The sequence below is a fragment of the Butyricimonas hominis genome, from assembly GCF_014287455.1.
Taxonomy (GTDB): Bacteria; Bacteroidota; Bacteroidia; order Bacteroidales; family Marinifilaceae; genus Butyricimonas; species Butyricimonas muris.
This window is the reverse complement of sequence record NZ_JACOOH010000006.1, coordinates 83,236-108,141: the sequence shown is the minus strand read 5'-3', so window position 1 is coordinate 108,141 and position 24,906 is coordinate 83,236. Positions and strand designations below refer to the sequence as shown.

The following is a 24,906-nucleotide window of genomic DNA, read 5'->3' as shown; positions in this document are numbered from 1 at the left end:
AGGAAATATTATGAGAAGGATTAAATACGTGTTGGTGTTCCTGTTGATGGGGATGGTTGGAAATCTATCCGCTCAAATTACTTTTTTTCAAGGTACTTTCGAGGAGGCTTTGAAAAAAGCGAAGGCAGAGAAAAAGGATGTTTTCGTCGATTTTTACACGGAGTGGTGCGGACCTTGCAAGGTGATGTCGCAAAAAGTGTTTACTGTTCCGGAAGTGGGTGACTATTTTAACACGCATTTCGTGAGTTGCAAGTTGAACGCGGAAGCTCCCGAGCAGGCTGAACTGGTGAAAAAATACGGGGTGGAGGCTTTTCCCACGATGATATTCGTGAACGTGAAAGGAGAGGTGTTGCGCGTGGTGCGGGGGGCGAAAGCCCCTGCCGCGTTGCTCAATGAAGCGAAGATGGTGACGGGTGATATGCTGACTTTCGAGAAGTTGTACGAGAAATCGAAGAAGGAAAAGAAAAATACCGACCTGCAACAGGAGTTGTTGTTTCGGGCTCCCGAGTTTATCGCTACCCAAACCGGGTATAACCGGGATAAATGGATGGTGCGTATCGAGGCTCTTTTCCCGGAGTACGTGAAGAACAAGAAGTTGGAGAATATGATTAACGCCGAGGATTTGTATATCATCAGCATGTATCACAATGAAATCAAGGGTAATGACGAGATTTTCGATTTTCTGGTGAAAAATTACCGGAAATACGAGGAGATTGTGGGGAAAGAGAAGATTCAAGATTTCATTTTGGGTGTTTATAATAATTATATCATCTCTTTTTGTAAAAACGGTAAACAGGATTACAAGAAACATTTAGAGCGGGTAAAAGGAGATTTGCAGCCGGTATATAGCGATATTTCATTTGGTTCGCTTTCCGCTTTTGAGGCGATATCTTTGTTATCGGACGGGTATTACAGTCTTTTCCGCAAGGATATAAACACGTTTTTCGAGAAGATGAATCAATATTTTTCCGGTGCGGAGAAGGCTTTGACGGTAAACGATTATACCCAACCGATTGAAGATTTGTACACCGTGTACCGGGGTAATTTGCCGGAGGGTGCGAACGAGAAAGTGATAGTGTGGTTGGACAAGGCTTTGCAATATGAGATGGCGGCACAGTTGCGTACTCGTTTGTTGTACATGCTGGGAGATTGTTTCAATGCCACGGGTAATCCGGAGAAAGCAAAACAAAGTTTGAATCAAGCTTTTGTCGTTAGTTCCGGAATCGAAGAGGTGGAGTTGATGAAGCAGTTGCAGAACATGATACAAGAGAAGTTGAGGGAGTTATGAGAAGTTTGTTACTATTGTTTTTTGTTTTTTTATCCTTCGGGCAATCGATTTTAGCGCGAGAGGAATCGGTGAATTTCCGGCAGGGGCGATTGGAAAACGGGTTGACGTATTACATTCGCCGCACGACAAGTTCGCCGGGACGTGCCGATTTTTATCTCGTGCAGAACGTGGGAGCGTTGATGGAGGAGGAGCAGCAGAATGGTTTGGCTCATGTGCTCGAGCACATGGCCTTCCATGCCACGGATAATTTCCCGGATGGGGTTCCGGCTTTTTTGAAACGGCACAAGATAAGTAATTTTAATGCTTACACGGGACACGACGAAACGGTGTATAACGTGAATAATGTTCCTACTGCTTCGAAGTTGTTGGTTGATTCTTGTGTTTTGGTATTGAGGGATTGGTCCGGTTTTCTTAAATTGTATCCCGAGGAGATGGAAATCGAGAGGCAAGTGATACAAGAGGAGCGGCGCGCGGGAATGGATTTGTCCGCTCGATTGCAGAAGCAGGCGAACTTTTTCATCTATAACGGGAGCAAGTACGCCACGCATGACGTGATTGGTTCCGTGGAAGTGTTGCAGAGTTTCACGGCGGAACAAGTGAGGGATTATTACAAGGATTTCTATCGTCCGGACCAACAAGCCGTGATTATTCTCGGGGATATTGACGTGGATGTGGTGGAAGCGGAGGTGAAACGCTTGTTCGCTCCCATTCCCCGGCGGGAGAACCCGAAACCTCGCCTCGTGTACGATATTCCGGATAGTCCGCAACCTCAATATTATAAGTTGATAGACAAGGATGTGCCGACGAACGGGATGGTGCTTATGAAGCGTTTCCGGAAGAATCCGGTGCGTTCGTTACGGGATATGTTGCGGGAAGATTTGATGCGGGAGTTTTACAACAAGATGATGCGCGACCATTTGGCGGAGTGTATGGAAAACTCCGATGTGGCGTTTCTTAACGCGAGTATCGGTATCTTCGATATCGTTCGGGGTTACGAGGGATTGAATGTCGTGGTGTCGTCTTTGCCCGGGCAGGAAATCGAGGCGTTGGAACAGTTGATGGAACAGATGGTGCGGGTTCATCAGACGGTGATAACCGATGAAAAGTTACACGGCATGGCGTCCGGTTATCTCAAGCGGTTGGAGCAGTTTAAGTTGCAAAAAGAGCGATTCCCGAATAGTATGTACTTGCAAATGTACCAGAATAATTTCTTGTTGGGGTACCCGATTAGCGAGTTCGAGCAGAATATAGATACGACGGCAGCGATTCTTAACGGTCTGACCGCCGAGGATTTCCGGAAGTGGATTGCTCGCTGGTTTGACGACGACCGGAATTGGATTTATATCATGCAAGGAAATAGCGCGGATTATCCTTTCCCCGCGGAAGAACAAATTTCAACCGTGATGCAGGAGGCTTGCGAGTGGACATTTGAAGCCGGGGAGGGACAGGAGAAGTTGGCGGTCAACGGCGTTTTGGTCGATTTCGAGATTCCGGCGGGTAAAATTGTCAAGGAGAAAGCGTTGAAGCCGATAGAGGCGGAAGAGTGGACGTTGAGTAACGGGGCGAAGGTCTATTACAAGTACACCGATTACAACAAGGGTATGTTTAATGTTTTGATAGGTAGCCGAGGAGGACGTTCTTTGCTTCCAGCAGAGGATTTGCCGTCAGCCGACGCTATGGTGGCTTTATTCTTGAAGAGCGGTTTGTACAAGTACGGGACTCGAGAGTTGAACGCGCTCGTGCAGGAGCATTCCATCAACATGGATATTTCCTTGGAGGAGAACTCCGAAAGTATCAATTGCACGAGTACGACGCGTGACGCGGATTTCGCTTTCCAATTTTTGCATTTGGTGGTGGAAAAACCTCGTTTCGACAGAGCCGCTTTTGACAAATATGTTCACGTGAATAAGTTGACATTGGCTCACTCCCGTAAAACGACGGACGACACTATCAATGACGTGTTGCGTGAGTTGCGGATGGTGAAGTCGCCCCGGCTTTGGGTGAGGGATGCGCGGTATTACGAGGCAATGGATTACGAGAAGATGGTTCGTATTTTCAAGGAACGTTACCGGAATGCCTCGGACTTTTCTTTCTATATCGTGGGTGATTTGGAACGGGAGGTAGCCCGGGAGCTTGTTAGTCGATATATCGCTTCGCTTTCTTCTACTTACCGCAAGGAGAAGCCCGTTAAGTACGAGTACTATAAAAAAGAGAGCATGGCGAAAGATATTGCCGTGGATATTCCCGAGCAAAAGTACATGGTGGATATGGCTTTCACGAACACGTTGAAGACGAAACCGACGGATAAATTTTGCATGATGATTCTTCAGAAGCATTTCGAATACTTGTTTCAACAGCGTATTCGGGAAGCGGAGGGCGGTTCGTACGGGGTACACGTGCGGACGGATGTTACCGATTATCCCGAATCCTCGCAGTTATTTAACGTGCAATTCGAGAGTTCCTTGGAGAAAGGACCCCGTATGCGGGCTATCGTGCACGAGCAGATTGAGCAGTTCTTGAAAGAGGGAATGTCCGATGAAGACGTGGAGGATTTTATCCTGTTATTGAAAAAAGAACGGGATGCAGCTCCGGATTTTGGAAGTATTCCTTTCTGGACGGAAAATATCCAGTTTTATCAACGCACGGGAAAAAGTTTGGATGCTCCCGAGTTTTTCGAGAAAGTGATTGATAAGATTAAGGCGAAAGACGTGTTGGCTTTTGCCCGTAAGTTTTTTGCTGATGCGCAATGCGTTGATATCGTGGTGAAATCACGATAGCCGTCACGAAGGCAAAAATGGAGGTGTGTTTTGACACACCTCCCTAATCAATAAACACTTCCTCGTTAATTACCAGTTATTTTAGTTTGTTCTTTCCTTGTCGAGGGAGGTAAACCTTGTGAACGATTAAGGAGGGGTGAACGGATGTATTTTTCCGCAATCCGCTCGTGTGATGCCCCGGCTATGATATTATTCGCTTTTATTTTCTATATTTACAGTAGAAAAAATCAAATTTACTATGGAATCATTGCCTCGAGAGTACGTGTTGTTGAAGAAAATCAATACATATATTGATAAATTGTTAAACGAGTCTGCCGCATCGGAAATCGCTCGATTGAATGATATATATGACTATATAAAAGATAAAGAGGATTTCGCTAAACATTTTCCGACTCCGGTGGATTTTAGTCGTTTTATGAGAAAAATGCACGATCAGGGTATTTTGAAGCAATTGATTAGAAATTGCACGGTGGATACCACTATTTATCATCATTACCAGTGGCGTTTTTTTCCTAAAGCCAGAGTGATTAAAAAGGAAACCACTTGTGAAGATCGGAATGTGGCGGATTCGCATCCCGGGGCGGGAACATTTTTCAAGAGTGCTAAAAAGTATGAAGCGGCTAATGGAGTACTCGTGCGTTCGACGCAGGAATTGTATATACTGAATCAATTGTTGGCTGTGGATTTTTTTGACGTGTATTATGAGACGCCTTTGGCTGTCGGAAAACAGAAAAAGTTTCCCGATTTCACGGTACGTAATAAAATCACGGGAACGATATTTCGGTGGGAGCATTTCGGTATCAATGATGAATCGGATTACGGGGAGGCGATGGCAGATAAGCTATCGTGGTATAGGGATATCGGATTTCGGAGTATCGAGGAGGGGGGAAGATTGGTGGTGACGATTTATCAAGACGACGATCAATTGGTGGCAGCTGTCACACGTTTAATCGAGAAGATGAAAGGGAATTGATCTTATTTTTCTCAAAAAATGAAGCGTGGTTGACGTTTTGGTTGACAAAAACTATTCAAGTCTCATGAAAACCGTTTAAAAGCAAAAAGCACTTACCTTCGTAAGTGCTTTATATTGAGAGCGGAAAACGGGACTCAAACCCGCGACCCCCAGCTTGGAAGGCTAGTGCTCTATCGACTGAGCTATTTCCGCGAATGTGGGGAGAGCAGGATTCGAACCTACGAAGACGATGTCAGCTGAGTTACAGTCAGCCCCAGTTGGCCACTTTGGTATCTCCCCTTTGTTCAAAGAACGGTTGCTTTTGTTAAGCGGGTACAAAGATAGAGAGTTTTATTGAAAGTCCAAATATTGGGAGAGAAAATTTTGAAAAAAGATATTTTCGTCGTAAAAAAAGTACGGGGAAGTTCAGAACGAAACTTCCCCGTTACATCTTACCGTCACGAAGAGACCTATTTACGAGGACGATAAGTAATGTCAATTGTTTTTTCTTTTTGATCAAACGCTTTGTAGTGTATTCGGAGTTCGACAGAGTCCGTTACCTCGCTAAAGGTTTCCTTTAGCGGGAAACTCACGTAACCGTTTCTACTGGTGTTTTCCGGATCGTTGTAAGCGTTATGGCGGAATTCCAGTAATACCTTTCCGTCGGCAGTTTTCTCTTCATGCTTGGTGAGGTTTACCATGTGGGTAATGCTTCCGCCACCGCCGTAGAAAAAACGGAAAGTGATGAAGTCATTGGCAATCCAGTACTCGGGTAGTTCTATCGGATCCATTCCTAAACTGTCGCTGATGGCTTCTTTGTACGGTACGATCGGTTTCGTCAGTAATTCCTGCAAACCGTTTACTTTCACGTAATGATCCACGTCTGAACCCGGGTTGGCATCCTGCAGGATCGTGAAGTCCGCGAATACTCGTGCGTTGTTTTCCAGTGAACGGGCGGGTACGTTCGAAACGGAGGGAAATAGCACGGGACCTTTATCCAAAAGGATTTGGTATTCGTTATCTCCGGTTTTCTCGATCGTGCCAAACTCTAGCCAAAATTTATCCAAGCTATACCCGTCATCGTTACAAGAGGAAAACGTGAGTGTAGTTATGATCAAAAAAATAATTAGCGTGAATGTGTTCTTGCTTTTCATTTTTTCCCTTTCTTATTACTTGTTGTTATCACATCTGCCATTAAGCATCTATGCATTAGATGGATGATTAACAAAATGGTTGCGTTGAATAGTATTAAAATAAGTTTATAAAGTTCATAAGGTCCATAAAGTTCATAAGGTCCATAAAGTCCATAAAGTCCGTAAGGTCGAAAGTCCGTGGACCCCTGCGGGGCGCTATACTAACGGCAGCACAAGCTGCCGTTTTGATTTTGTCCGAAGGACACCCGTGACTTTATGGACTTTCGACTTTACGGACTTTATAAACCTTATAAACTTTATAAACCCTTACGCATTCTCGATCTTCCTTAGCGAGAACAAAAATTCCAATCCCCCGTCTTTCCTGTTTTTGGCGGATATTTCTCCTTTATGGAAAAGGACGGCGTTCTTCACGATAGAGAGTCCCAAGCCGGAGCCTCCGGATTGACGGCTGCGTCCCTCGCATATCCGGTAGAAACGTTCGAAGATACGGTTCAGGTGGTTTTCGTCGATGCCTCGCCCCGTGTCGTAATAGGAGAAATAATAGAATTCGTTGTCTTCCGTGTAATTGTTGATCCCGATAGAGATGTTTTCTCCGGCATAGTTGATCGTGTTTTCGATGAGATTACGGAATATGGCGTACACGAGAGTCTTGTTTCCCTCGATAGAGATTGCCGGATCGACGCTATTTTTGACGGTGATGCCATGAGATACGATCGGCTCATGTAAATCCGTGATAGCTTCCTGTAGAGTGGCGTGGATATTGACTTGCTCTTTTTCAAACATTTCCGCGGCTTCTTCTGTTTTCGTGATTAAGGCAATATCCCGGATCAGATCGGATAATCTCACGACTTGCGAATAGGTGCGTTCAAGGAAAAAACGTTGTTTGTCGGGAGCGATATTCTGTTGTTCCAACAAGGTTTCGATGTAGCCGCGGATACTACTCACGGGGGTTTTCAGTTCATGGGCGATATTGTTGGTCATCTCTTGTTTCAACAAACGGTTTTTCTCGTTGTTAGAGATGTTGTTTAGTGTGATTTCAAAACTGTTATCCGTGAATATTAGTAGTTGAATGGCGAAGTGCTTGCCGGATTTGCTGATTTTATTCTGGTAAACGGGGATGTTCGCGGTGTTGGGGTTGACCGGGGTGTTGCGTTTCAGAAAGTCTGCCACTTCTTTGAAATCCGGTTGGTCGAGGAGTCCTTCCACCTTAAAGGTCGGTTCATCCAAAATCGTGTTCAGGTATTGGATAAAATGCGTGTTGGCGTATATTTTTTCTTGGTTGGCGGAGAAAATGGCGATACCCTCGTCGGAATAATGGAAATGGCGGAGTAATTTTTCTTGTTCCACGTTGATTTGCTTGTTGCTTTCTTCCAGTAGACGGTAGCTGTGGATGATTTTCTCTCCTATTTCTCCTAATTCCGTGTGCGGGAAACGAATATTTTTGTAGTCGATATTATGATTCTCCGCGGAGATAATGAAGTCTTTCAAGCCGGAGATGGCTTTCCCGAACCGATCGGATATGTAAATCAGCGAGATCAGCGTGATGAAGAACAACAACGTGATGAAATAGAGGAATATATTGTCCGTTTTCAAGAAATTTTGTACCTCGATGTCATAGGGGAGTGCAACCCGGATGTAGTAATTGATATAGTCTTTGGCGTAGTAATAATATTCTATTCCCGTGCTTCGCGAAAGACGTATGGCTGTACCCGTTTTTTGAATGGATGCGGATTGTATTTCGGGGCGTTGTAGATGGTTTTCTATCTCTTTTCCCGTGTCGAGATTGTTGTCATACAGGACTTTCCCGTCATGGCTGACTATCGTCAGGCGCAAGTTGGAAGGCATGAGCGTTAATACACTGTTTAACGAGTCAACCCGATGTTTTTCAAGTAAATGATGTTGATGGATAAAACGAGCTATGATGTCTGAATAGTCATCCAGCGTGGTGCGTAGGGTTTCGGTCTTGTATTCCTTTTCCCGGTTCTGTTGGAAAAAGGTAATCACGATGGTAAATGCCGCGAATACAATGAAGAAGTAGATGAATAACTTCTGTTTATAGGATAATTTCATGGGAATAATTTTTTAAAGTTCTATACAATAGCCATACCCGGAGCGGTTGATGATATGTTTTCCTTGGTCTCCGAGTTTTTTTCTCAGCCGGGTGATGTGGACGTCTACCGTGCGTTCCAGCACGTAGCTGTCATCGTTCCATACTTTATTGAGAATATCTTCGCGGGAAAATATTCTTCCGGGGGCTTGTGCCAACATGTTTAATATCTCGAATTCTTTTTTAGTGATCGGGATAATACGGTCATTAACGGACACGCATTTCATACTTTGGTCAATATGCATTTCGCCGACGTCGATGATGGTTTTCTTACTCTCCGGGGAACCTGTTCGTTTCAGTACCGCTTTCACTCTTGCCGATACTTCTTTTATCGAGAAAGGCTTGGAAATATAATCGTCCCCGCCGATGCTGAAACCGGTGAGCATATCGTTTTCCGTGTCTTTGGCAGTAAGGAATATAACCGGGGTGGCATTGTGCAGGTCTTTGCGCATTTTCTCTGCCATTTTGAAACCGGACATTCCGTCCATCATGACATCCAGTAATATCAGGTCATATTCCTCGGGGAGCATCTTTAATGCCTGTTCTGCGGAAGGAGCCGTGGCGACGAAGTAACCCTCGCTCTCGAGATTGAATTGCAGGATTTCTCTTAAATCAGCCTCGTCGTCAACCACTAAAATGCGTTTTTTGTCCATCGTTTCAATTTTAATTGTTATGAATATGTTTCGCGTTCTTGCCTTCCATGAGATAGATAGCCGCTTCCGCTATATTCGTGGCATTATCGCCGATTCGTTCGATGTTGTATGACATGTTGCTCAGTGACAAGGCATCTAATAAATCTTGATCTTTGACGGTTCTACCCACGAAATGAAGAGGTATCCCGTGAACGATTTCTTTGTGGTTTTTGTCCACGATATCATCCGTGCGGATAATCTCTTTCGCCAAGTTTTCGTCTTCACACGTGAAAGCAAAGATAGCATTTTGTGTCATTTTTTTCACTATTTCCAGTTGCTCGCGAATGATTTCACGGAAGAGGGTATATAATTCCCCTTGGAGCTCGACTTCACGCAGGAAGTCCGCGATGTTTAAAAGCAAGTCCCCTATTCTTTCCAGATAGGCCGTCATGTCGTGATAAGACATGATTTTACGGCAATCGCTCGCTCTGGGGCAATAGAGTACGATGGAGTTGATCACTTCATCCCGTATTTTTACTTCCAGACCGTCGATGATTACTTCGTTGTGTTCTATTTTATCGTGTAATTCCGCGTCTTTATTACTTTCCGTGAGCGTGAACACGATATCCATTTGCTGGATAACGACGGTAGACAGTACTTCAAAATCTTCTTTTATTTTCTCGAGGTATTTTTCTCTTATTGTAGTCATAATGTGAAATTTGATGATTTAAGATTTACGATTAGGGATTTACGATTTATGATTGTAGATTTATGATTTATTGTTTGAAATCTGAAATCATAAATCTGAAATCATAAATCGTAAGTTGTTATCCGAATTGTCCCGTCAAGTATTCTTCCGTGCGTTTGTCACTCGGGTTGGTGAACATCTTCCGGGTTTCATCATATTCAACGAGGTTTCCGAGGTACATGAACATGGAGTAATCCGAGATACGTGCGGCTTGTGACATATTGTGCGTGACAATCAAGATCGTGAACTCTTTTTTTAAATCGAGTAGCAGTTCTTCTATACGGTTCGTGGCAATCGGGTCAAGGGCGGAGGTCGGTTCGTCCATCAGTAGTACTTGCGGTTTTAGCGAGAGAGCTCGTGCGATGCAAAGGCGTTGTTGCTGTCCCCCGGAGAGGAAAGTTCCTTTTTTGTGCAGGGCGTCTTTCACTTCATTCCACAGACCCACGTTCTGGAGGCTTTGTTCCACGAGTTCGTCTTTCTCCTGTTTGGAGAGGGAGATGCCGTTCAGTTTATATCCGGCAATGACGTTGTCGTAGATACTCATGGTCGGGAACGGGTTCGGGCGTTGAAATACCATACCTGCCATGCGGCGTACCTCCATGGGATTGGTTTTCAATATATTCTTCCCGTTCAATGTAATTTCTCCGGTGGTTTTTATATCCGGGTATAACTCGTGCATCCGGTTGATTGCCCGTAATAAAGTACTTTTCCCGCATCCCGAGGGTCCCATAATTGCCGTAATCTTTTTCTCGGCGATGTCTGCGCTCACTGACTCCACGGCATTTTTCCCGGGGGTATATGAAATAGATACGTTTTTCAGTTGTAGTATAGGATCTTTGATTTCCATGTTGGTTATGATTTTTGATTTTTGATTTACGATTGATGAATCTGAAATCGTAAATCAAAAATCGTAAATTATTGGATTCTCCATTTTTTAGCGATCTGTTTTGCTGTGATATTAAGTGTCAGAATCAAGAGCAGCAGGAATAACGATGAACTCCAGATCATGTCTATCAAGTTGGGATCGTTGTAGAATTCCCAAATTAATAGAGGTACCGCACTGGTAGGTTTCACGATATCCCAGTTGATTGTGGTACTTCCCAGAGCCGTGAGCATGAGTGGTGCTGTCTCTCCCATAACGCGGGAAATCGCTAAAAGGATTCCCGTGAACAGTCCCCCGAAGGCTGCCGGCAGTAATACTTTGAGTACGACACTCGTGTACGAGGCGCCGAGGGCGAGCCCGGCTTCTTTCAGGCTGCCCGGTAACATTTTTAATGTTTCTTCCGTTGAGCGGACGATCAAGGGAAGCATCATGATACTCAAGGCAACGCTTCCCGCCAAAGCGGAATAGCTACCGATTGGTTTGACGATCCATGCATAGGCGATAATACCAATCACGATAGACGGACTACCTTGTATCAAATCCGTTAGAAAACGGGTGATATTGGAAAACTTGGTTTTCGGGTGTTCCGACAGATGAATACCTACCATGATCCCGATCGGGATAGCGATAACGGCGGCCAACACGACCATAAGTAATGTACCCGTGATTCCGTTAGCGATACCGCCGGGAATGATGTCACCCGTGTTGCGTGCTAACATGGCATCCAAGGTGCTGGGTGCGCTTTCCGTGAAAAAGTTCCAGTTGATTTGCTTGTAGCCTTTTCTGATGAGTTCCCATATAATAGCGAATAGGGGGACTACTGTCAGTGAGGCAAAAAGGCACGTGATGCAGAAGAATGCCTTGCTTTTTATCGTTCTATATTTTAGACTACTCATTTCTCTATCAGTTAAGTTTCTTTATAATGAGTTTCGCTATCAGGTTGATGATAGCCGTGATCAAGAACAAAAGCAGCCCGATAGCGATGAGCGAACTTAATTTCAGACCGTCCGCCTCGCCGAACTGGTTGGCTATGATACTTGCCATCGTGTTACCCGTGTCGGCAAGTGAGGTCGGTAGATTGTTCGTGTTACCGATTAGCATGGTGACCGCCATGGTTTCACCTAAAGCCCGTCCCAAGGCAAGGATGTAGCTGGCAAATACGCCGGAGCCCGCTGCCGGGAAAGTGACGCTTTTGATGACCTCGTAACGGGTGGCTCCAAGGCTATACGCGGCTTCTTTCAGTTCGTTGGGAACCATGGATATGAATTCGCCACTGAGAGAGGATGCATAGGGAATGATCATGATTGCCAGAATGATAGAGGAGGTTAATATCCCGAATCCTTGCGCGTTCACGCCCATTTCTATAATGAGCGGGCGAAAGGTATAAAATCCCCATAAACCGTAGACGATAGAAGGGATTCCCGCCAATAAATCAATGATAGAACTGATAAAAGTGGCTATTCTTTTGCCTTTGAAAAATTCTCCGGTAAAAAGAGCGACGGGTAGGGAGAACGGGATGCAAAATATTAATGCCAGAAAAGAGGTTAATAATGTTCCGACGATAAACGAGAGTGCCCCGTATGTTTCTCTGTCCGGGTGGGGATCCCATTCTGTTGAACCGATGAACTGGAAGAATCCGTACTGACCGAACGCGGAGAGAGAACCACTCACCAGAGAGTAAATCATTCCGGCACTGATCAAAAGTATCAGGATGCAACAAATGGAAAGTAACCGTTTAAAAATAATATCACGCATTAAATAATAATTTAAGTTACAAGTTGCAGGTTACAAGTTTCAAGTCGGGTGCCGTGGAGAACCTGCAACTTGCAGAGCCGTAGGCTCAACTTGTAACCTGTAACTTTATTATTTAAGGACTTGTTTGCCCTCGAAACTTATAGAGTTTAATAGTGCTTTGGCGTTGTCCACCGCGGATTTTGGGAGTGGGGAGTAGTGTACTTTTGTTGTTAAAGCTTGTGCCTCGGGGCTTAACATCCAGTCCAGTAATTTAGCAGTGGCTTGAGCCTGTGCCAAAGTTCTGTTGGTGTATGCCTGTTCTTTGTAAAGGATAATCCACGTGAAACAACTGATGGGATACGCGTCCGGTGCGTCCGAATTGGTGATCATGGTACGGGTATCTGCCGGGATATCCCCTTTTGCCGCGGCAGAGATACTTTCGGTATTCGGGGTAATGAAGTTACCGGAGCTATTTTTCATTTGTGCCATCGGGATATTCAACGAGAACGCGTATTCAGAGCCGATGTACCCGATAGCTCCCGGTGTTTGACTGATCGTTCCGGCTACGCCCGGGTTTCCTTTGGCTGCCAGTCCTACCGGCCATTTCAATGACTTTCCGGTACCCACGTTCTCTTTCCAGTTTGCGCTTACCTTGGTAAGATAGTCGCTGAACACGAAGGTCGTACCACTACCGTCCGAACGGTATACCGGGGTAAGTTCTTTGTCCGGGAGGGTAATGCCGGGGTTCAATTCTTTGATTTTGGCATCGTTCCATTTGGTGATTTTACCCAGATAAATATCGGCAACCACCTCTCCGGATAACTTTAAATTTTTCACTTCCGGCAAGTTGTATGCCAGTACCACGGCACCCATGCAAGTGGGGATGTGTATCGCGGTATAAGGCATTTCTTGCATTTCAGAGTCGGAAAGATAGGCGTCCGAGCCCCCGAAGTCAACAATTTTATCTTTCAAGCTTCTGATTCCGCCGCCACTACCGATTCCCCCGTAGGTTACCGTGTTGCCGGTCTTCTCTTGGTAGGTTTTGAAGGCCAGATTGTAGAATGGCAGAGGAAATGTAGCTCCGGCGGCAGCGATATTCATTTTCTTGTCTTCGGAACCCTTGTTTTTCTTTGAGTTGCCGCAAGATGCAATCGCGATAGCTAGAAGAATAATAAATAAGTTTTTCATTTTTGATTGTATTAATTTCAACATCTATTGATTCATTTTTTACAATGCAAGTTTAGATGAATCTTGTTACATGAATGTTGCACGAATGTTACATTAATGTTACAACTTGAATTCGATGTTCAAATAAGCGAAAGAACTTGATTTCCCGTCTCTTGGATTCCATGTCGAGAAATTTGGGGCTATCTTCAACTGTTTGATCGGGGAGTATTGGATACCGATTAAGACCCGTTGCCCGTCTGCGCTGCTCCAATCGTCTTTGGAAGCCAAGTTGTCATATCTCCCGAAAGCGTCGAATTTTTCGGCTAATTTCACCGTGGAGTAAACGGAGAAACCGTTTTGGTCTTTATCTTCTTTGGATTTGGTGTTGAACATTTGGTTGTATTCACCGCCAAGAGAGAAAAGTTTGTGTTTATATCCGGCGAAGAAAGCCAAGTTCTGTTGATCTTTCAATCCGTCTGCATCACTGCTTTTGCTGGCGAGGTCATAGTAGGCACGGATAGTCAGACCTTTTACCGGGAATAAAGTGGCTCCGACGGCATATCGGTATTTGTTGTCTCCGTTCAATTTTTTGTACCCTTCGCCGTTGCTGATCGTGATATCGGCAGAGAGCCATTTGGTAAATTTGTATCTGCCCAAAATACCCATGTCTGCGCTGGAACCGAACTTGTACTCGTCTTGGAATGATTTCATGATGTAACGGTATCCCCAGAACTTTTCTTGCACGTTGAATTGTTCCAAACCGATCAACCCGAAATCCAAGGTAAAATCTCCTGTCTTCCAGCTTAACATGGCGTTTTTGATATAAGCCACTCTTTCAAGGTCTGCGCCGTCTACTTTCGTGGAGCCCATGTCGAATACTACCTTCCCGCTAAGTTTCTCGGTTAGTGAAAATTGATAACCCAAGTAAGCGCGATCCAACGCGAATCCGGACTCTTTGTTCGCGTCCCCCAATCCGGCATGATAGTTAGCGAAAACGGTAACGATAGGTTTCCCGGTAATCTGGAATTTCTTTTTTTCTTCTTGTCCGAAACTGCTCATGCAGGCGATAATCAAAACCACACTCATTAAAATCTTTTTCATTTGTCTAAATTTTAGTCGTTAAATAAATAATTGAAAACCTCTTGTTTTCGACGGCTAAAGTAGATTGAAAAGATTTCTAAAAAGATACATTTTAATTACAACAATGTTACATTTTCTATTTCCTGAAAATAGAAAAATTTACGCTGCCGTATTGACGGTGTTCGGAGAAGAAGGGGGCAGATGAGAAGTCTACCGTGCCGGGATGTTCAATAATAGCCAACCCGTCCGGGGCTAATAATTCATTGTCAAATATAGCGGCCGGGATATCCATAATCTTTTCCAGATCGTATGGAGGGTCGGCGAAGATGATATCAAAGGACTGGCCTTTCAGTTTTTTGCAAGCGATAAACACATCGGTTTTGAATACATTGATATTCTTGAAACCGAGTTGGACTATCGTCTTTTTTATAAAAGAGTAATGATTGTAGTTCAATTCCACGGATACGATTCGTTCTGCACCGCGTGAGGCAAATTCGTAGCTGATACTTCCCGTGCCGGAAAATAAGTCCAGCACGACGGCTTCCTCTATATCGATGTAGTTGTTGAGCACGTTAAACAAGTTTTCTTTAGCAAAGTCCGTTGTCGGGCGAGCCCTGAAATTTTTGTCCGGGAATATGACTTTCCCCTTATGTGTGCCGCTTATAATCCGCATCGATGAAGATTTAACAAGTGAATGAAATAGGATGAATTGATCTCCTTGCCGGGCAAGATACCGTTTAATATAGGTTCTTTCGCGAAATAAGGAGTGGGTAAATAGGTCGAGAGCAATTCTTTCAGTTTCTCGTCATTTGTTGCTGCACCGAACACCGAAACGTGTAGTTTCTCTTTTTGAATGTCACATTCTTTGATGCAATTCAACAAGAAATAAACGATGTCGGTTGCCGTCCTGTGATTAAACGAGTTGAATAATTGCACCCTTGTATCTTTTATAAATAGGATATCGAAAAAATTAGCCTGTATGTTCAGGAATATTTGTTCCGAACCATGCAATGCTTTTGTTAACGCTCCTTGTATAAAGGGGTATGCCTCGTTCACGATCTGGAGCACCGGGAAATGTTCCCGAACGAAATTGTTGAGAGTGGTATTGATCGTTTCCACGAGGTAGGCATCTATTTTCTCGATATGATGATACAAAAGCGTATCATCGGGGGTAATCTCTTGATTCACGGAATAGAGGGTTGCCACGTTCGCCTTGTTAAAGAGAGCCCCGGGGATAATGGTTCTCTCGCTGAAACAGGGCATAAGATATACCTTTTTGAATCGCAGGTTCAGAATCACGTCGTTCACGAGATAATTCTTCAACCGGGCAATCACGGCTTCACGAGAGTCCGCGGCATAAGGTTCGTGAACAAATACCATTAATTTGTCACGTGCGTCATGCACGCAAAACGAAAATCCATCCGTTGCATAACGGATGGATAATATCGATTGTGTAGATAATTCGTAAGTGAAATTCGAGTCAACAAAATAAATACTCTGCATGTATTCCTCGTTTACGAACCGGAATGTTACTCCCAGTTACCCACGTTATTGTTTGCCTCTGCCACGCTACCCACTTTCAGACCGGGGTATTTTTGTAATCTTTTTCTTTCACCGTTGTATTCGAGAATGGCATCTTCGTATTCTTCAAATAAATCTTCGAAGATAATCATGTTGTTTACACGAGCCTCGAACACGGGAACCTCGATACCTGATTCCGTCCAGATCATGTTTGTTCCCATGAGGAATTCATGTTTCCGTTTGGTGAACGGTACATAACGAAGATCGTCGATCGGGTAGTTTTTCCCGAAAAGTTGCTCAAGCGCGGATATACGCATCGTGTCACGGATGATAAGACCTTTCTTCAATGCCTCTTGTTCCGTCATACCTTGATCCAGTTGGTCATCGGTAAGCTCTCCGATAGAACGCACTGTTTTCAACGAATCGTATTTCACGAAATGAATCAAAGTATCGAAACTACTAGTGTATACCCCGTGGATACTCTTGTAAGCATCTTGTGCAGTTCTGATATCCTTTAACCTTTGGATAATTCTATCGTATCTTTGGTTTCTCAATTTTTCAAATTGAATAGGGTTCTGCACGCTTGCATAACACAAATAACCCAGGTAGATAGCCGCAAGAGCTAAAACGATTTGGATAATGATCTTAACTGGTTTCATTTTTTCTGTCTGTATATTTGTTATATATTAAACAAGTTAGTTCTACTGTTTTCAAGCTGTTTTTTTCATATCTTTACACGGTGTTTATTCAACACCTCGCACGAATCCACGTTGGATTACAGTGTCGGCAAATATAAGAAAAAAAAAGTTTATACCACAGTTTTGGCTATTTATTTTAATCATGATACATGAACATTTTGAACGTATTGTAAAAGAGAAGTTTGGGTTTGATTTCTCTCCCTCTCAACAGGAGGCGATGAGATGTTTCACGACTTTTTTCTTTGACCGAAACCTCGAAAGTTTGTTCTTGTTGAAAGGATTCGCGGGAACGGGAAAGACCTCTCTGGTGGCGGCAATCGTCAATACATTGCTGCAATTCGAGTATCATGTCGTGCTATTAGCCCCGACGGGACGTGCGGCAAAAGTGTTTTCCGGTTATTCGGGGCAATCGGCGTACACGATACACAAGAAGATTTATCGCCAGAAAAATGCACAGGAAGGAATTGGCGTCTTTAACTTGGGATTTAACGCGGGAGCCAACGTGTTGTTTTTCGTGGACGAGGCATCCATGATTTCGATGAGTTCTCAGGATTCTAATTTCGGAACGGGTTCTCTATTGGATGATTTGTTTGAATTCGTGTATAACGGGCGCAACAATCGTTTGGTGCTGATCGGGGATACGGCACAGCTTCCCCCGGTTGGAGTGGATGTCAGTCCGGCATTGGATGCCGAATTTCTGCAAGTGAGTTACGGTATGGAGGTTTACGAGGCAAGCCTCACGGATATTATGCGTCAATCCGAACAATCCGGTATCTTGTACAACGCGACTCTCGTGCGGGAGATGATCGGGGCGGCTCCTTATGCCAAATTGTTGTTGAAAGTTGCACCCTTCCCGGATATAGTACGTGTCGGGGGAGGAGAACTGTTGGATGAATTGGATCATTGTTACGGTAGGTTCGGCATGGACGAAACGATGGTTATCTGCCGTTCCAACAAGCGGGCGAACCGTTTTAACGAGGGTATCCGTGCCCGTGTGCTTTACCGGGAAGAAGCATTTGGCGGTGGAGATAAGATCATGGTTGTAAAGAATAATTATTTCTGGGGTGTCGAATATGATAAGATTGATTTTATCGCCAACGGCGATATTGCCACCGTAGAGAAAGTGGGAAAATACAAGGATTTGTACGGCTTTCATTTCGTTCATGCCCGCCTCAGTATTTACGGGTACGAGGAAGAGATTTCGGCTTGGGTGATGCTCGATACATTGACCTCGGAACAACCTGCGTTGAGTTATGACGAATATCGCAAATTGTTTGCGGCAGTGGAGGAGGATTACATGGATATTCCTTCCAAACAAAAGCGGTACAAAAAAATACAAGAGGACGAGTATTTCAACGCCCTACAAATCAAATTCGCTTACGCCGTGACTTGCCATAAGGCACAAGGCGGGCAATGGGATGCTGTTTTTATCGATCCGGGATGGATGGGGGACGAGATGATGGACGACGAGTATTGGCGTTGGCTTTACACGGCATTTACACGTGCCCGCAAGAAATTGTACCTGATTAATTTTAAAGATGAGCTGTTTGGGGATTCTGTGATGGAATGAATTTGTAAAATATTCATAATGAAGAAACCCTAAAAGTATCTGACTTTTAGGGTTTTCGTTATCGTATAAATTTTTCATTAATATTTTTTCTTTACCCACTTAACGGCATCGGCGACTATCATTTGATCGAACTCGCCAAATAATCTATCTGTAATAGGAGGCACTCCCCGGTCATCCAGTACGACTCGGGATTCGCCTGCCGGCAGGGTAAATGTACCTAGTGATACCCAGGCTTCTTCTTCCGGTAAAGTGGAGGTGCATCCTATCCAAATATCTTCTTTATCAGGAATGTCTAAGATGATTTCTTCTTTTCCCTTTGGGGTATAAACTGTATAGTAATTTTTCATTCCAGGATGATCGCTTGCGGTTTTTCCTCCTTCGAATCCGACAAGATGAGGTCTATAGACAAATATTTCGTATTTCCCTGCTTCCGGAAGATTTGCTCTCCATTCTGCCTTGAATTGTCCCGTGCCGGCTTTTTTTACGAAAGCACTACGAATATACTTGCCGTGGAGTTCCTGTAATATAGGTAAGCTCCATGCGTTAGTTTTAAGGTTCAGCAAGTAGTTAATATATTTCTGGTTGTCTTCTTTTTTGATGATATCGGTCAGTCGTTTTCGATTGTTTGCCGAATCGATTAAAGAAAAATTATCATCCTCGTTGTCTACAATGATTTCCCCTGGGGGATAGAATTGATTCCTATCAAGTAACGTGATACCTTCCTTCGGTATAGGACCGGATAATGGGGATTGATTGACTTCGAAATAAATGTTTTCAGGGAAATGTCCTGAAAAGTTTGTGGTTAATTGTACCTTATATTTTATGTCTTCATGAACGACGATTCGTTTGCATTCTCCGGCTTTAATCAAGTAACTTTGAAGATTTCTGATTACACTTTTCTCTGGGTAGCTCGTTGCTACGATTGATACAATACCGTCTGTCTTGCTGAAATTACCAACGTTGAATTCGATGATTTGCGTATCTTCTGTGGTTTTACGGGATGCGTCTTTTATTGATAACAAGGGAACTTCGTGAGTCGTGTACCATTCGTCCATGTATGCCTTAATGTCTTGTCCGAAACGTTGTTCGAATTTCTCGATAAATGAATCGAAGTTAACTTCTTGGAAGTAAGTACGTGTATTAAATTCTTGCATAAGCTGGCTCAAGGAATCCCAGGTCGTGATTGTGGTAAGATACCCAAGTAGATGAGAAACTTTCGAACGGATGGCGATGTTTTGTTCTCGGCTATATTCTTCGGCAATGATTCCTTTTAATCCTTTTTCAGCGATGTGATTTAATAATTTCGGACTCGTGATAGCATCGGATTTTGTATATATATCCGGGTTTATCATTTGTTTGAATATTAGTTCTATGCCTTGGTACGTGTCGGACGTGATGCAGCTATTGTAATCTGTGAAAATATGTTTTATTCTCATATAGTTATTCCATAAAAAAGGGATATTGACAGTTAAAAGATATTCTTGTACGCTTCTGTCGTAGAAGTTATTATCTGGATAATCAGCAGGATTGTGAGTTTCTATGCGACATAATCGTTCATGGAAAAATGCGATTTCCGGTTGCATGCCGTCATTAAACAACGTCGAACGTAGAAAATAAGAAGATGAAGGCACCTCAATCAGTTTGAAATATTTGAAAGGATAAGGATTGGGTTTATCTTGCTCAATCTCATCTTTGCACAGATAAAACATTTTTTTTAAATCTTTCTCCCGGTTCGGGTTGTCTTCTTTGAGAAGATCCCATTCGTCGAAATATTTCATGTAGCAATCATTTCCCGGGTAAGTATAAAGTTCCACGGTAAGTGAGTCCACTGTAAGGGCTCTTTTCTCGTATTCCCCGATACAGAGGGTTAGTCCCGTTAAGTTTTGTAAATTGTTGAACGTAACATACTCACCTTCTGTTGTGGGTACTCCTTGGGATAGAACAGTCAGTTCGTTCGTTTTTTTGACATGGAGCGTGTAACTCGTGAAATTCATTTCTGCAGATGCTTGCAATGCTATCGAGGGAACTGCTGTCGGGTACCACAGCACTTCCGGTCTGAGGAAAGTGAATTTACTTGATACAAAAGCGGGATGTTTGCCATAATTCTCTTTAGAAAAAGGATTATCTTCTAGGGAGAAAAAAATCTCGTCAGGTATGTTTATCTGGTAAATATCTTCGTCAATGTATCCCTCGTACGTGATATCTAATTTGATATATTCATTCGGAGCCAGGGAACATTCGATGACAACAGCTAGGTGGTCTCTATGAAAGGGAAGGTTTTGTCCGTTGGATTCAATCTTGTTAATTTTCAGCCCTGGGTTAAGGAATAACAAGAGTTGGTCCATTTTCTTTTTTTTCTGGTTTTGTACTTGCATCCGGCTTGTTGCCGAGAATGTATTTCCCCTGGGGTGATATGTGATGTCGTGTGTAATCACGCGGGCTTTGGGTGTTTCGGTGTATTTAAGAAAGGCTTCGCGGCAGGTAATTCTATTTTCCAGGCGGGATTGGTGTTTTTCAATGTAGATGAAACCGAGGTACAGGGAAAATGCTAAAAACAACATGGCTGGAACGGCTAAATAACGCTGCCGACCGGCGCTCCCTGGGAGCTTTTTCACGAGTAAAACGCTAAAGTAGAGAAAACTAATCCCTAATAGCAAGAAAACACCCCGGTGGAGTAGGAAATTGGATATGTCCATGAATCCTATTAGGGTGGAAAACGAGTTGGGAAGCAAGCGTCCTTGGAAGTCCAGTATGCCGTAAAAAGCTGTTACAGCGTAATTGTATTCGAAATAAAGAAAAACCATTAGAATCAACCAACTAAACATGGGGTGTTTAATCAGTTTGTTGACAAGTATAGATAGGCTGGTGATGAAAACTAGCGTGGGAACCGTATAGGTGAAAAGATAGAAAAGGTTTATCCATAAACTGACGGGAGAATTCGGGATGAATATATTGATAATCATGGATATGGTCATGAAAATAATATCTATCGTGAGGAATGGGATAAGAATGCCTATAACCTCCCCGAGAAGGGTTTGCCCGTTGCTGATAGGTCGTGTCAAGAGAACTTCTCTGGTTTCAGCTTTTTTCCGTTTCCTTTGAATGTCACAAACAAGGAAAGTAACAATGAGAGATTGAAACAGGTTCAGAAAATAGATGCTGCGTAGAGGCAGGGAAGAAGTTAAGGCAACATCTCGCCACGAAATCCACCCCATACCCCCAATACCCGGAACATTCGGGATAAGAGAGATTAATATATACGCTATTCCAAGGATGAAAAGGTAAAATAGCCAATTCCTTCTTGTCAACTTACTTTCATAAGTTATAACTGTTTTTAGATCTGTTATTTTCATGTTTGCAGGTTTATTTTTAGTATGATAGAGTGAAAACGTGAATGTTGTATTGTAAATAAGAATATTTTCTGAAAATAAATATCTAAAGAGAGGTTATTCTTCCTCTCCTCAGATAATTTAATAAACTTAGTATTATTGAATTATATTTTTTTTATTGTTATCTTGCAAGATCGCTGAATGTAATTTCTTTTGTTTCTACAGGATGACTTCTTCCAACGCTATTTAAAGCTGAAATACGGAATTTAGTTTTAGTATACTTAGGCATGGAAACTTCATGACTAAGCGTAGTAGATGATCCTCTGCTTGTCCATTTTGCCGTATCAAAATTAAAGCTTTCGATCTCATAGGATACAATTGGACTCCCCCCGTCATCTATGGGAGCTTTGTATGTTATTTCGCATAACGTGGCTGTTTTTAGATTTACATTAGGAGCTTGCGGAGGACTAGGCGGATTAAGGACTACGTTAGCAACAGCAATTGTTGCAATCACTAAACTTAGACAGATAAACACGAATGGCTTTAAAAATGTTTTTTTCATAATTTTGTTCTTTAAGGGTTTTATTTTTAGTATATCGTTGTAAATATAAGTAAATGCTAGACTATTGGCAAATATTTATCATGATTTTTAAGAATAAATTGTCTTTTGTATAATAAATTTTTTGTAGGCTAAAGTAAATTTGACTATTAAATTGGAAATGGAACAATGATTATTTAAAATATATTAGCCGACTAATTCATGAAAATTAGTCGGCTAATACTTATAATCGGCAATCACCGAATCACGAAATCACTGAATCTTTAAATCTTTGATAATGTCATCAATCCGGTCATTCGCCTCTTTCTGTGCCCGCTCGTAATCATTCACGTCTTTCATCTGGGTGCGGGCTTCAAAATAGAATTTGATTTTGGGTTCCGTGCCGGAGGGGCGTACGGAAATCTTGCTGCCGTCGGCAAGGAAGAATTGCAGTACGTCGCTGGTCGTTTCAAAATCAAGGTGTTTCTTTTCACCCGTGCGCAAATCGGTCGCTTCCAGTGTTAAGTAATCCTTTTTGAGGACAACGTCGCTATGGTTAATGCTCTTCGGGGTATTGTGACGGAATTCTTTCATCATGGATTTGATTTCCTCTGCCCCGGTGATGCCTTTGCGCACGATGTAAATCATTCTCTCCTGCGAGAACCCGTATTTCGCGTAAATTTCTTTCAAGAACGTGTAGATGGTTTTGTTTTGCATCTTCACCCATGCGGCAATCTCTGCCATGAGTGAAGTGGCTGATACCCCGTCTTTATCACGCGTGAAAGCGCCCGGCATGAAACCGAACGACTCTTCGCCGCCACCGATGAATTTCTCTCCTCCTTCTTTGCGGATCACGTCGGCAATCCACTTGAACCCGGTGTACACGTCGTAACAAATGATATTATTTTTCTCTGCTATATCCTTGATTAATTCCGTGGTAACAATCGTTTTCACGGTGTATTCGCCACCTTTAAGCAATCCGAGTTCTTTTTTTCTACGGATGATGTATTCCGTGAATACAATGTTGGTTTGATTACCATTCAATAAAGTCCATTCTTCTTTGTCATCCTTGACTGCGATACCGATTCGGTCGCCGTCGGGATCACATGCCATGGTAAGGTCAGCATCTATTTTGCGAGCCAGATCCAACGCCATTTTAAATGCGGCGGGTTCTTCCGGGTTGGCGGAAGCCACAGTCGGGAAATCCCCGTCCGGGATGCTTTGTTCGGGTACGGTGTGGATGTTCGTGAATCCCCAGTTGCGCAAAGATTCCGGCACGAGTTCGTAGGTCGTGCCGTGCAGCGGGGTAAAGACGATTTTTAAATCATGTTCTTTTTGGATGGCCTCCGGTGAAAGGCTTAATGTCTTCACTTTGTCGAGGTATTTCTTGTCGAAGTCTTTCCCGAGAATGGTGATCATTTCGGGAACACCCTTGAATTTGATATCCGTGACTTGTACTTTTTTCACCTCGTTGATCACGTTTTTGTCGTGCGGGGGAACAAGTTGCGAACCGTCGTCCCAGTAGGCTTTGTACCCGTTATATTCTTTCGGGTTATGCGAGGCGGTGAGAATAACTCCCCCTTTGCAACCTAATTCCCGGATAGCGTACGACATTTCCGGGGTGGGGCGCAGGTCTTCAAACAGGTAAACATGTATTCCGTTAGCCGAGAAGATATTGGCGGCGGTTTCCGAGAAAAGATGGGAATTGTGTCGGCAGTCGTGTCCGATACATACGGCTTTTTTCTCGTTCGGGAACATTTGGTTGATATAGTTGGAGAAACCTTGCGTGGCGGCTCCTACCGTGTAAATATTCATCCGGTTTGTGCCGACTCCCATGATTCCGCGCAATCCCCCGGTTCCGAATTCCAGATCATTGTAGAACGATTCCACCAGTTCGGTTGTATCCGTGTTATTTAACAGGCGTTGTACTTCAACTCGTGTTTCTTCGTCATAAGCCTTATCCAACCATTTTTCGGCTTTGGCTCTGGCTACTTTTATGATGTCATTGTTTTCCATAAGCTATCATTTTATTTACCTTCTTGCAAAGGTAGGATTTTCCTGAATGAATAATATGGATTTTGAGATTAAATTGTTACGTTTCAAAGAAGAAAAATGCAATAAAAAAGCCTCGTTCTGCAACGAGGCTTTTTTATATGGCTAAAGCTTAAATTAAAATTTTCTCTCTTTAATTTTTGCTTTCTTTCCGGTAAGTTTACGGAAATAGTAAATTCTGGCTTGACGAACAGCACCTCTCTTGTTCACCTCGATCGCTTTGATATAAGGAGAACTGAAGGGAATGATACGTTCTACACCAACGTTACCGGACATTTTCCGGACCGTGAAGGTTTTCGTGGTTCCGGTACCTTTAATTTGGATAACTACGCCTTTGAAAATTTGGACACGTTCTTTGTTTCCTTCAACAATCTTGTAGTGTACACTGATCGTGTCACCGGTAGAAAATTCGGGAATTTCAACACTGTTTTCCTGTGCAAAAGCCTGTTCCGCAATTTTAATTAAGTCCATTGTCTTTATTTTAAAAGTTCACTTATCGAACGCAGTATTACGACCTTTGTCTTTCATGTAAGAGACTGCGTACGTTTTAAAATCGAGTGGCAAAGATATGAAAATAAATATTCCGGTGCAATAGCGCCGGAATATTTATTTGTTACAAGTTCACAAGTTACAGGTTGCAGGTTCTCGAACTTGCAGCTTGCAAAGCCGTAGGCTC

The 24,906-nt window shown here is 43.3% G+C and carries 20 protein-coding genes and 2 tRNA genes; 4 read left to right on the top strand and 18 right to left on the bottom strand.

Annotation, left to right across the window (positions count from 1 at the left end; genetic code table 11):
- The first annotated feature begins 10 nt into the window (after window positions 1-10).
- The 3 genes from H8S64_RS14040 (at window position 11) to H8S64_RS14030 (ending at window position 5,038) form a co-directional block, all read left to right on the top strand.
- Complete coding sequence (locus H8S64_RS14040; RefSeq protein ID WP_255469541.1) at window positions 11-1,288, top strand: thioredoxin family protein; 1,278 nt, start codon at window positions 11-13, stop codon at window positions 1,286-1,288.
- The gene (locus H8S64_RS14035; protein ID WP_186976794.1) at window positions 1,285-4,065 is read left to right on the top strand and encodes a M16 family metallopeptidase; all 2,781 of its coding nucleotides are present in this window, start codon (window positions 1,285-1,287) and stop codon (window positions 4,063-4,065) included. Before H8S64_RS14040 ends, H8S64_RS14035 begins: the two co-directional genes overlap by 4 nt.
- A 238-nt stretch (window positions 4,066-4,303) precedes the next feature.
- Window positions 4,304-5,038, top strand: a complete 735-nt coding sequence (locus tag H8S64_RS14030) for a hypothetical protein (RefSeq protein WP_186976792.1) — start codon at window positions 4,304-4,306, stop codon at window positions 5,036-5,038.
- Between the two features lie 119 nt (window positions 5,039-5,157).
- On the opposite strand, the gene H8S64_RS14025 is transcribed toward H8S64_RS14030, so the two are convergent.
- The 14 genes from H8S64_RS14025 to H8S64_RS13960 all read right to left on the bottom strand — a co-directional run bounded on the left by H8S64_RS14025 (window position 5,158) and on the right by H8S64_RS13960 (window position 16,702).
- Window positions 5,158-5,230, bottom strand: a tRNA-Gly gene (locus H8S64_RS14025).
- Between the two features lie 5 nt (window positions 5,231-5,235).
- Window positions 5,236-5,317: transfer RNA gene (locus H8S64_RS14020), tRNA-Tyr, on the bottom strand.
- A 170-nt stretch (window positions 5,318-5,487) separates the two neighbouring features.
- The gene (locus H8S64_RS14015) at window positions 5,488-6,171 is read right to left on the bottom strand and encodes a NigD1/NigD2 family lipoprotein (RefSeq protein WP_099290576.1); all 684 of its coding nucleotides are present in this window, start codon (window positions 6,169-6,171) and stop codon (window positions 5,488-5,490) included.
- Between the two features lie 306 nt (window positions 6,172-6,477).
- Window positions 6,478-8,241, bottom strand: coding sequence for a sensor histidine kinase (gene phoR / locus H8S64_RS14010; RefSeq protein WP_186976790.1), 1,764 nt, complete (start codon window positions 8,239-8,241; stop codon window positions 6,478-6,480).
- Window positions 8,242-8,253: 12 nt separating this feature from the next.
- Entirely contained in the window at window positions 8,254-8,931 is a 678-nt protein-coding gene (gene phoB, locus H8S64_RS14005; protein WP_099290574.1) for a two-component system response regulator PhoB, read from the bottom strand.
- 10 nt (window positions 8,932-8,941) lie between these two features.
- Entirely contained in the window at window positions 8,942-9,619 is a 678-nt protein-coding gene (locus H8S64_RS14000) for a phosphate signaling complex PhoU family protein (RefSeq protein ID WP_186976788.1), read from the bottom strand.
- A 118-nt stretch (window positions 9,620-9,737) separates the two neighbouring features.
- Window positions 9,738-10,505: a phosphate ABC transporter ATP-binding protein PstB gene (pstB, locus tag H8S64_RS13995; protein WP_099290572.1), complete on the bottom strand. Its 768-nt coding sequence runs from the start codon at window positions 10,503-10,505 to the stop codon at window positions 9,738-9,740.
- A gap of 68 nt (window positions 10,506-10,573) precedes the next feature.
- Window positions 10,574-11,437, bottom strand: a complete 864-nt coding sequence (gene pstA / locus H8S64_RS13990) for a phosphate ABC transporter permease PstA (protein WP_186976786.1) — start codon at window positions 11,435-11,437, stop codon at window positions 10,574-10,576.
- Window positions 11,438-11,444: 7 nt separating this feature from the next.
- Window positions 11,445-12,296: a phosphate ABC transporter permease subunit PstC gene (gene pstC / locus H8S64_RS13985; protein ID WP_099290570.1), complete on the bottom strand. Its 852-nt coding sequence runs from the start codon at window positions 12,294-12,296 to the stop codon at window positions 11,445-11,447.
- 108 nt (window positions 12,297-12,404) lie between these two features.
- Window positions 12,405-13,463 carry a phosphate ABC transporter substrate-binding protein PstS gene (gene pstS, locus H8S64_RS13980; protein WP_186976784.1) on the bottom strand — a complete coding sequence of 353 codons (1,059 nt, stop codon included), beginning with the start codon at window positions 13,461-13,463 and terminating at the stop codon, window positions 12,405-12,407.
- 99 nt (window positions 13,464-13,562) lie between these two features.
- Window positions 13,563-14,543: a porin family protein gene (locus H8S64_RS13975; protein WP_186976782.1), complete on the bottom strand. Its 981-nt coding sequence runs from the start codon at window positions 14,541-14,543 to the stop codon at window positions 13,563-13,565.
- Window positions 14,544-14,658: 115 nt separating this feature from the next.
- A complete protein-coding gene (locus H8S64_RS13970; RefSeq protein ID WP_186976780.1) occupies window positions 14,659-15,195 on the bottom strand; it encodes an RsmD family RNA methyltransferase in 537 nt (178 codons plus the stop codon).
- Window positions 15,183-16,025, bottom strand: a complete 843-nt coding sequence (locus H8S64_RS13965) for a DUF3822 family protein (RefSeq protein ID WP_186976778.1) — start codon at window positions 16,023-16,025, stop codon at window positions 15,183-15,185. Before H8S64_RS13965 ends, H8S64_RS13970 begins: the two co-directional genes overlap by 13 nt.
- Window positions 16,026-16,051: 26 nt before the next feature.
- Window positions 16,052-16,702 (bottom strand): hypothetical protein, encoded by a 651-nt coding sequence (locus H8S64_RS13960; RefSeq protein ID WP_186976776.1) that lies wholly within the window; start codon window positions 16,700-16,702, stop codon window positions 16,052-16,054.
- A gap of 181 nt (window positions 16,703-16,883) precedes the next feature.
- Here H8S64_RS13960 and H8S64_RS13955 point away from each other — a divergent pair, with 181 nt between their 5' ends.
- Complete coding sequence (locus H8S64_RS13955) at window positions 16,884-18,311, top strand: ATP-dependent DNA helicase (protein WP_186976774.1); 1,428 nt, start codon at window positions 16,884-16,886, stop codon at window positions 18,309-18,311.
- Window positions 18,312-18,388: 77 nt separating this feature from the next.
- Here H8S64_RS13955 and H8S64_RS13950 read toward each other — a convergent pair whose 3' ends face one another.
- The 4 genes from H8S64_RS13950 to rplS form a co-directional block, all read right to left on the bottom strand.
- Window positions 18,389-21,664, bottom strand: coding sequence for a hypothetical protein (locus H8S64_RS13950; RefSeq protein WP_255469540.1), 3,276 nt, complete (start codon window positions 21,662-21,664; stop codon window positions 18,389-18,391).
- A 157-nt stretch (window positions 21,665-21,821) separates the two neighbouring features.
- Window positions 21,822-22,202 carry a fibronectin type III domain-containing protein gene (locus H8S64_RS13945; RefSeq protein WP_186976772.1) on the bottom strand — a complete coding sequence of 127 codons (381 nt, stop codon included), beginning with the start codon at window positions 22,200-22,202 and terminating at the stop codon, window positions 21,822-21,824.
- A gap of 249 nt (window positions 22,203-22,451) precedes the next feature.
- Window positions 22,452-24,194, bottom strand: a complete 1,743-nt coding sequence (locus tag H8S64_RS13940; RefSeq protein WP_186976770.1) for a phospho-sugar mutase — start codon at window positions 24,192-24,194, stop codon at window positions 22,452-22,454.
- A 153-nt stretch (window positions 24,195-24,347) separates the two neighbouring features.
- On the bottom strand, window positions 24,348-24,701 hold the full coding sequence (gene rplS / locus H8S64_RS13935) for a 50S ribosomal protein L19 (protein WP_099290562.1): 354 nt from the start codon (window positions 24,699-24,701) through the stop codon (window positions 24,348-24,350).
- Window positions 24,702-24,906 lie beyond the last annotated feature (205 nt).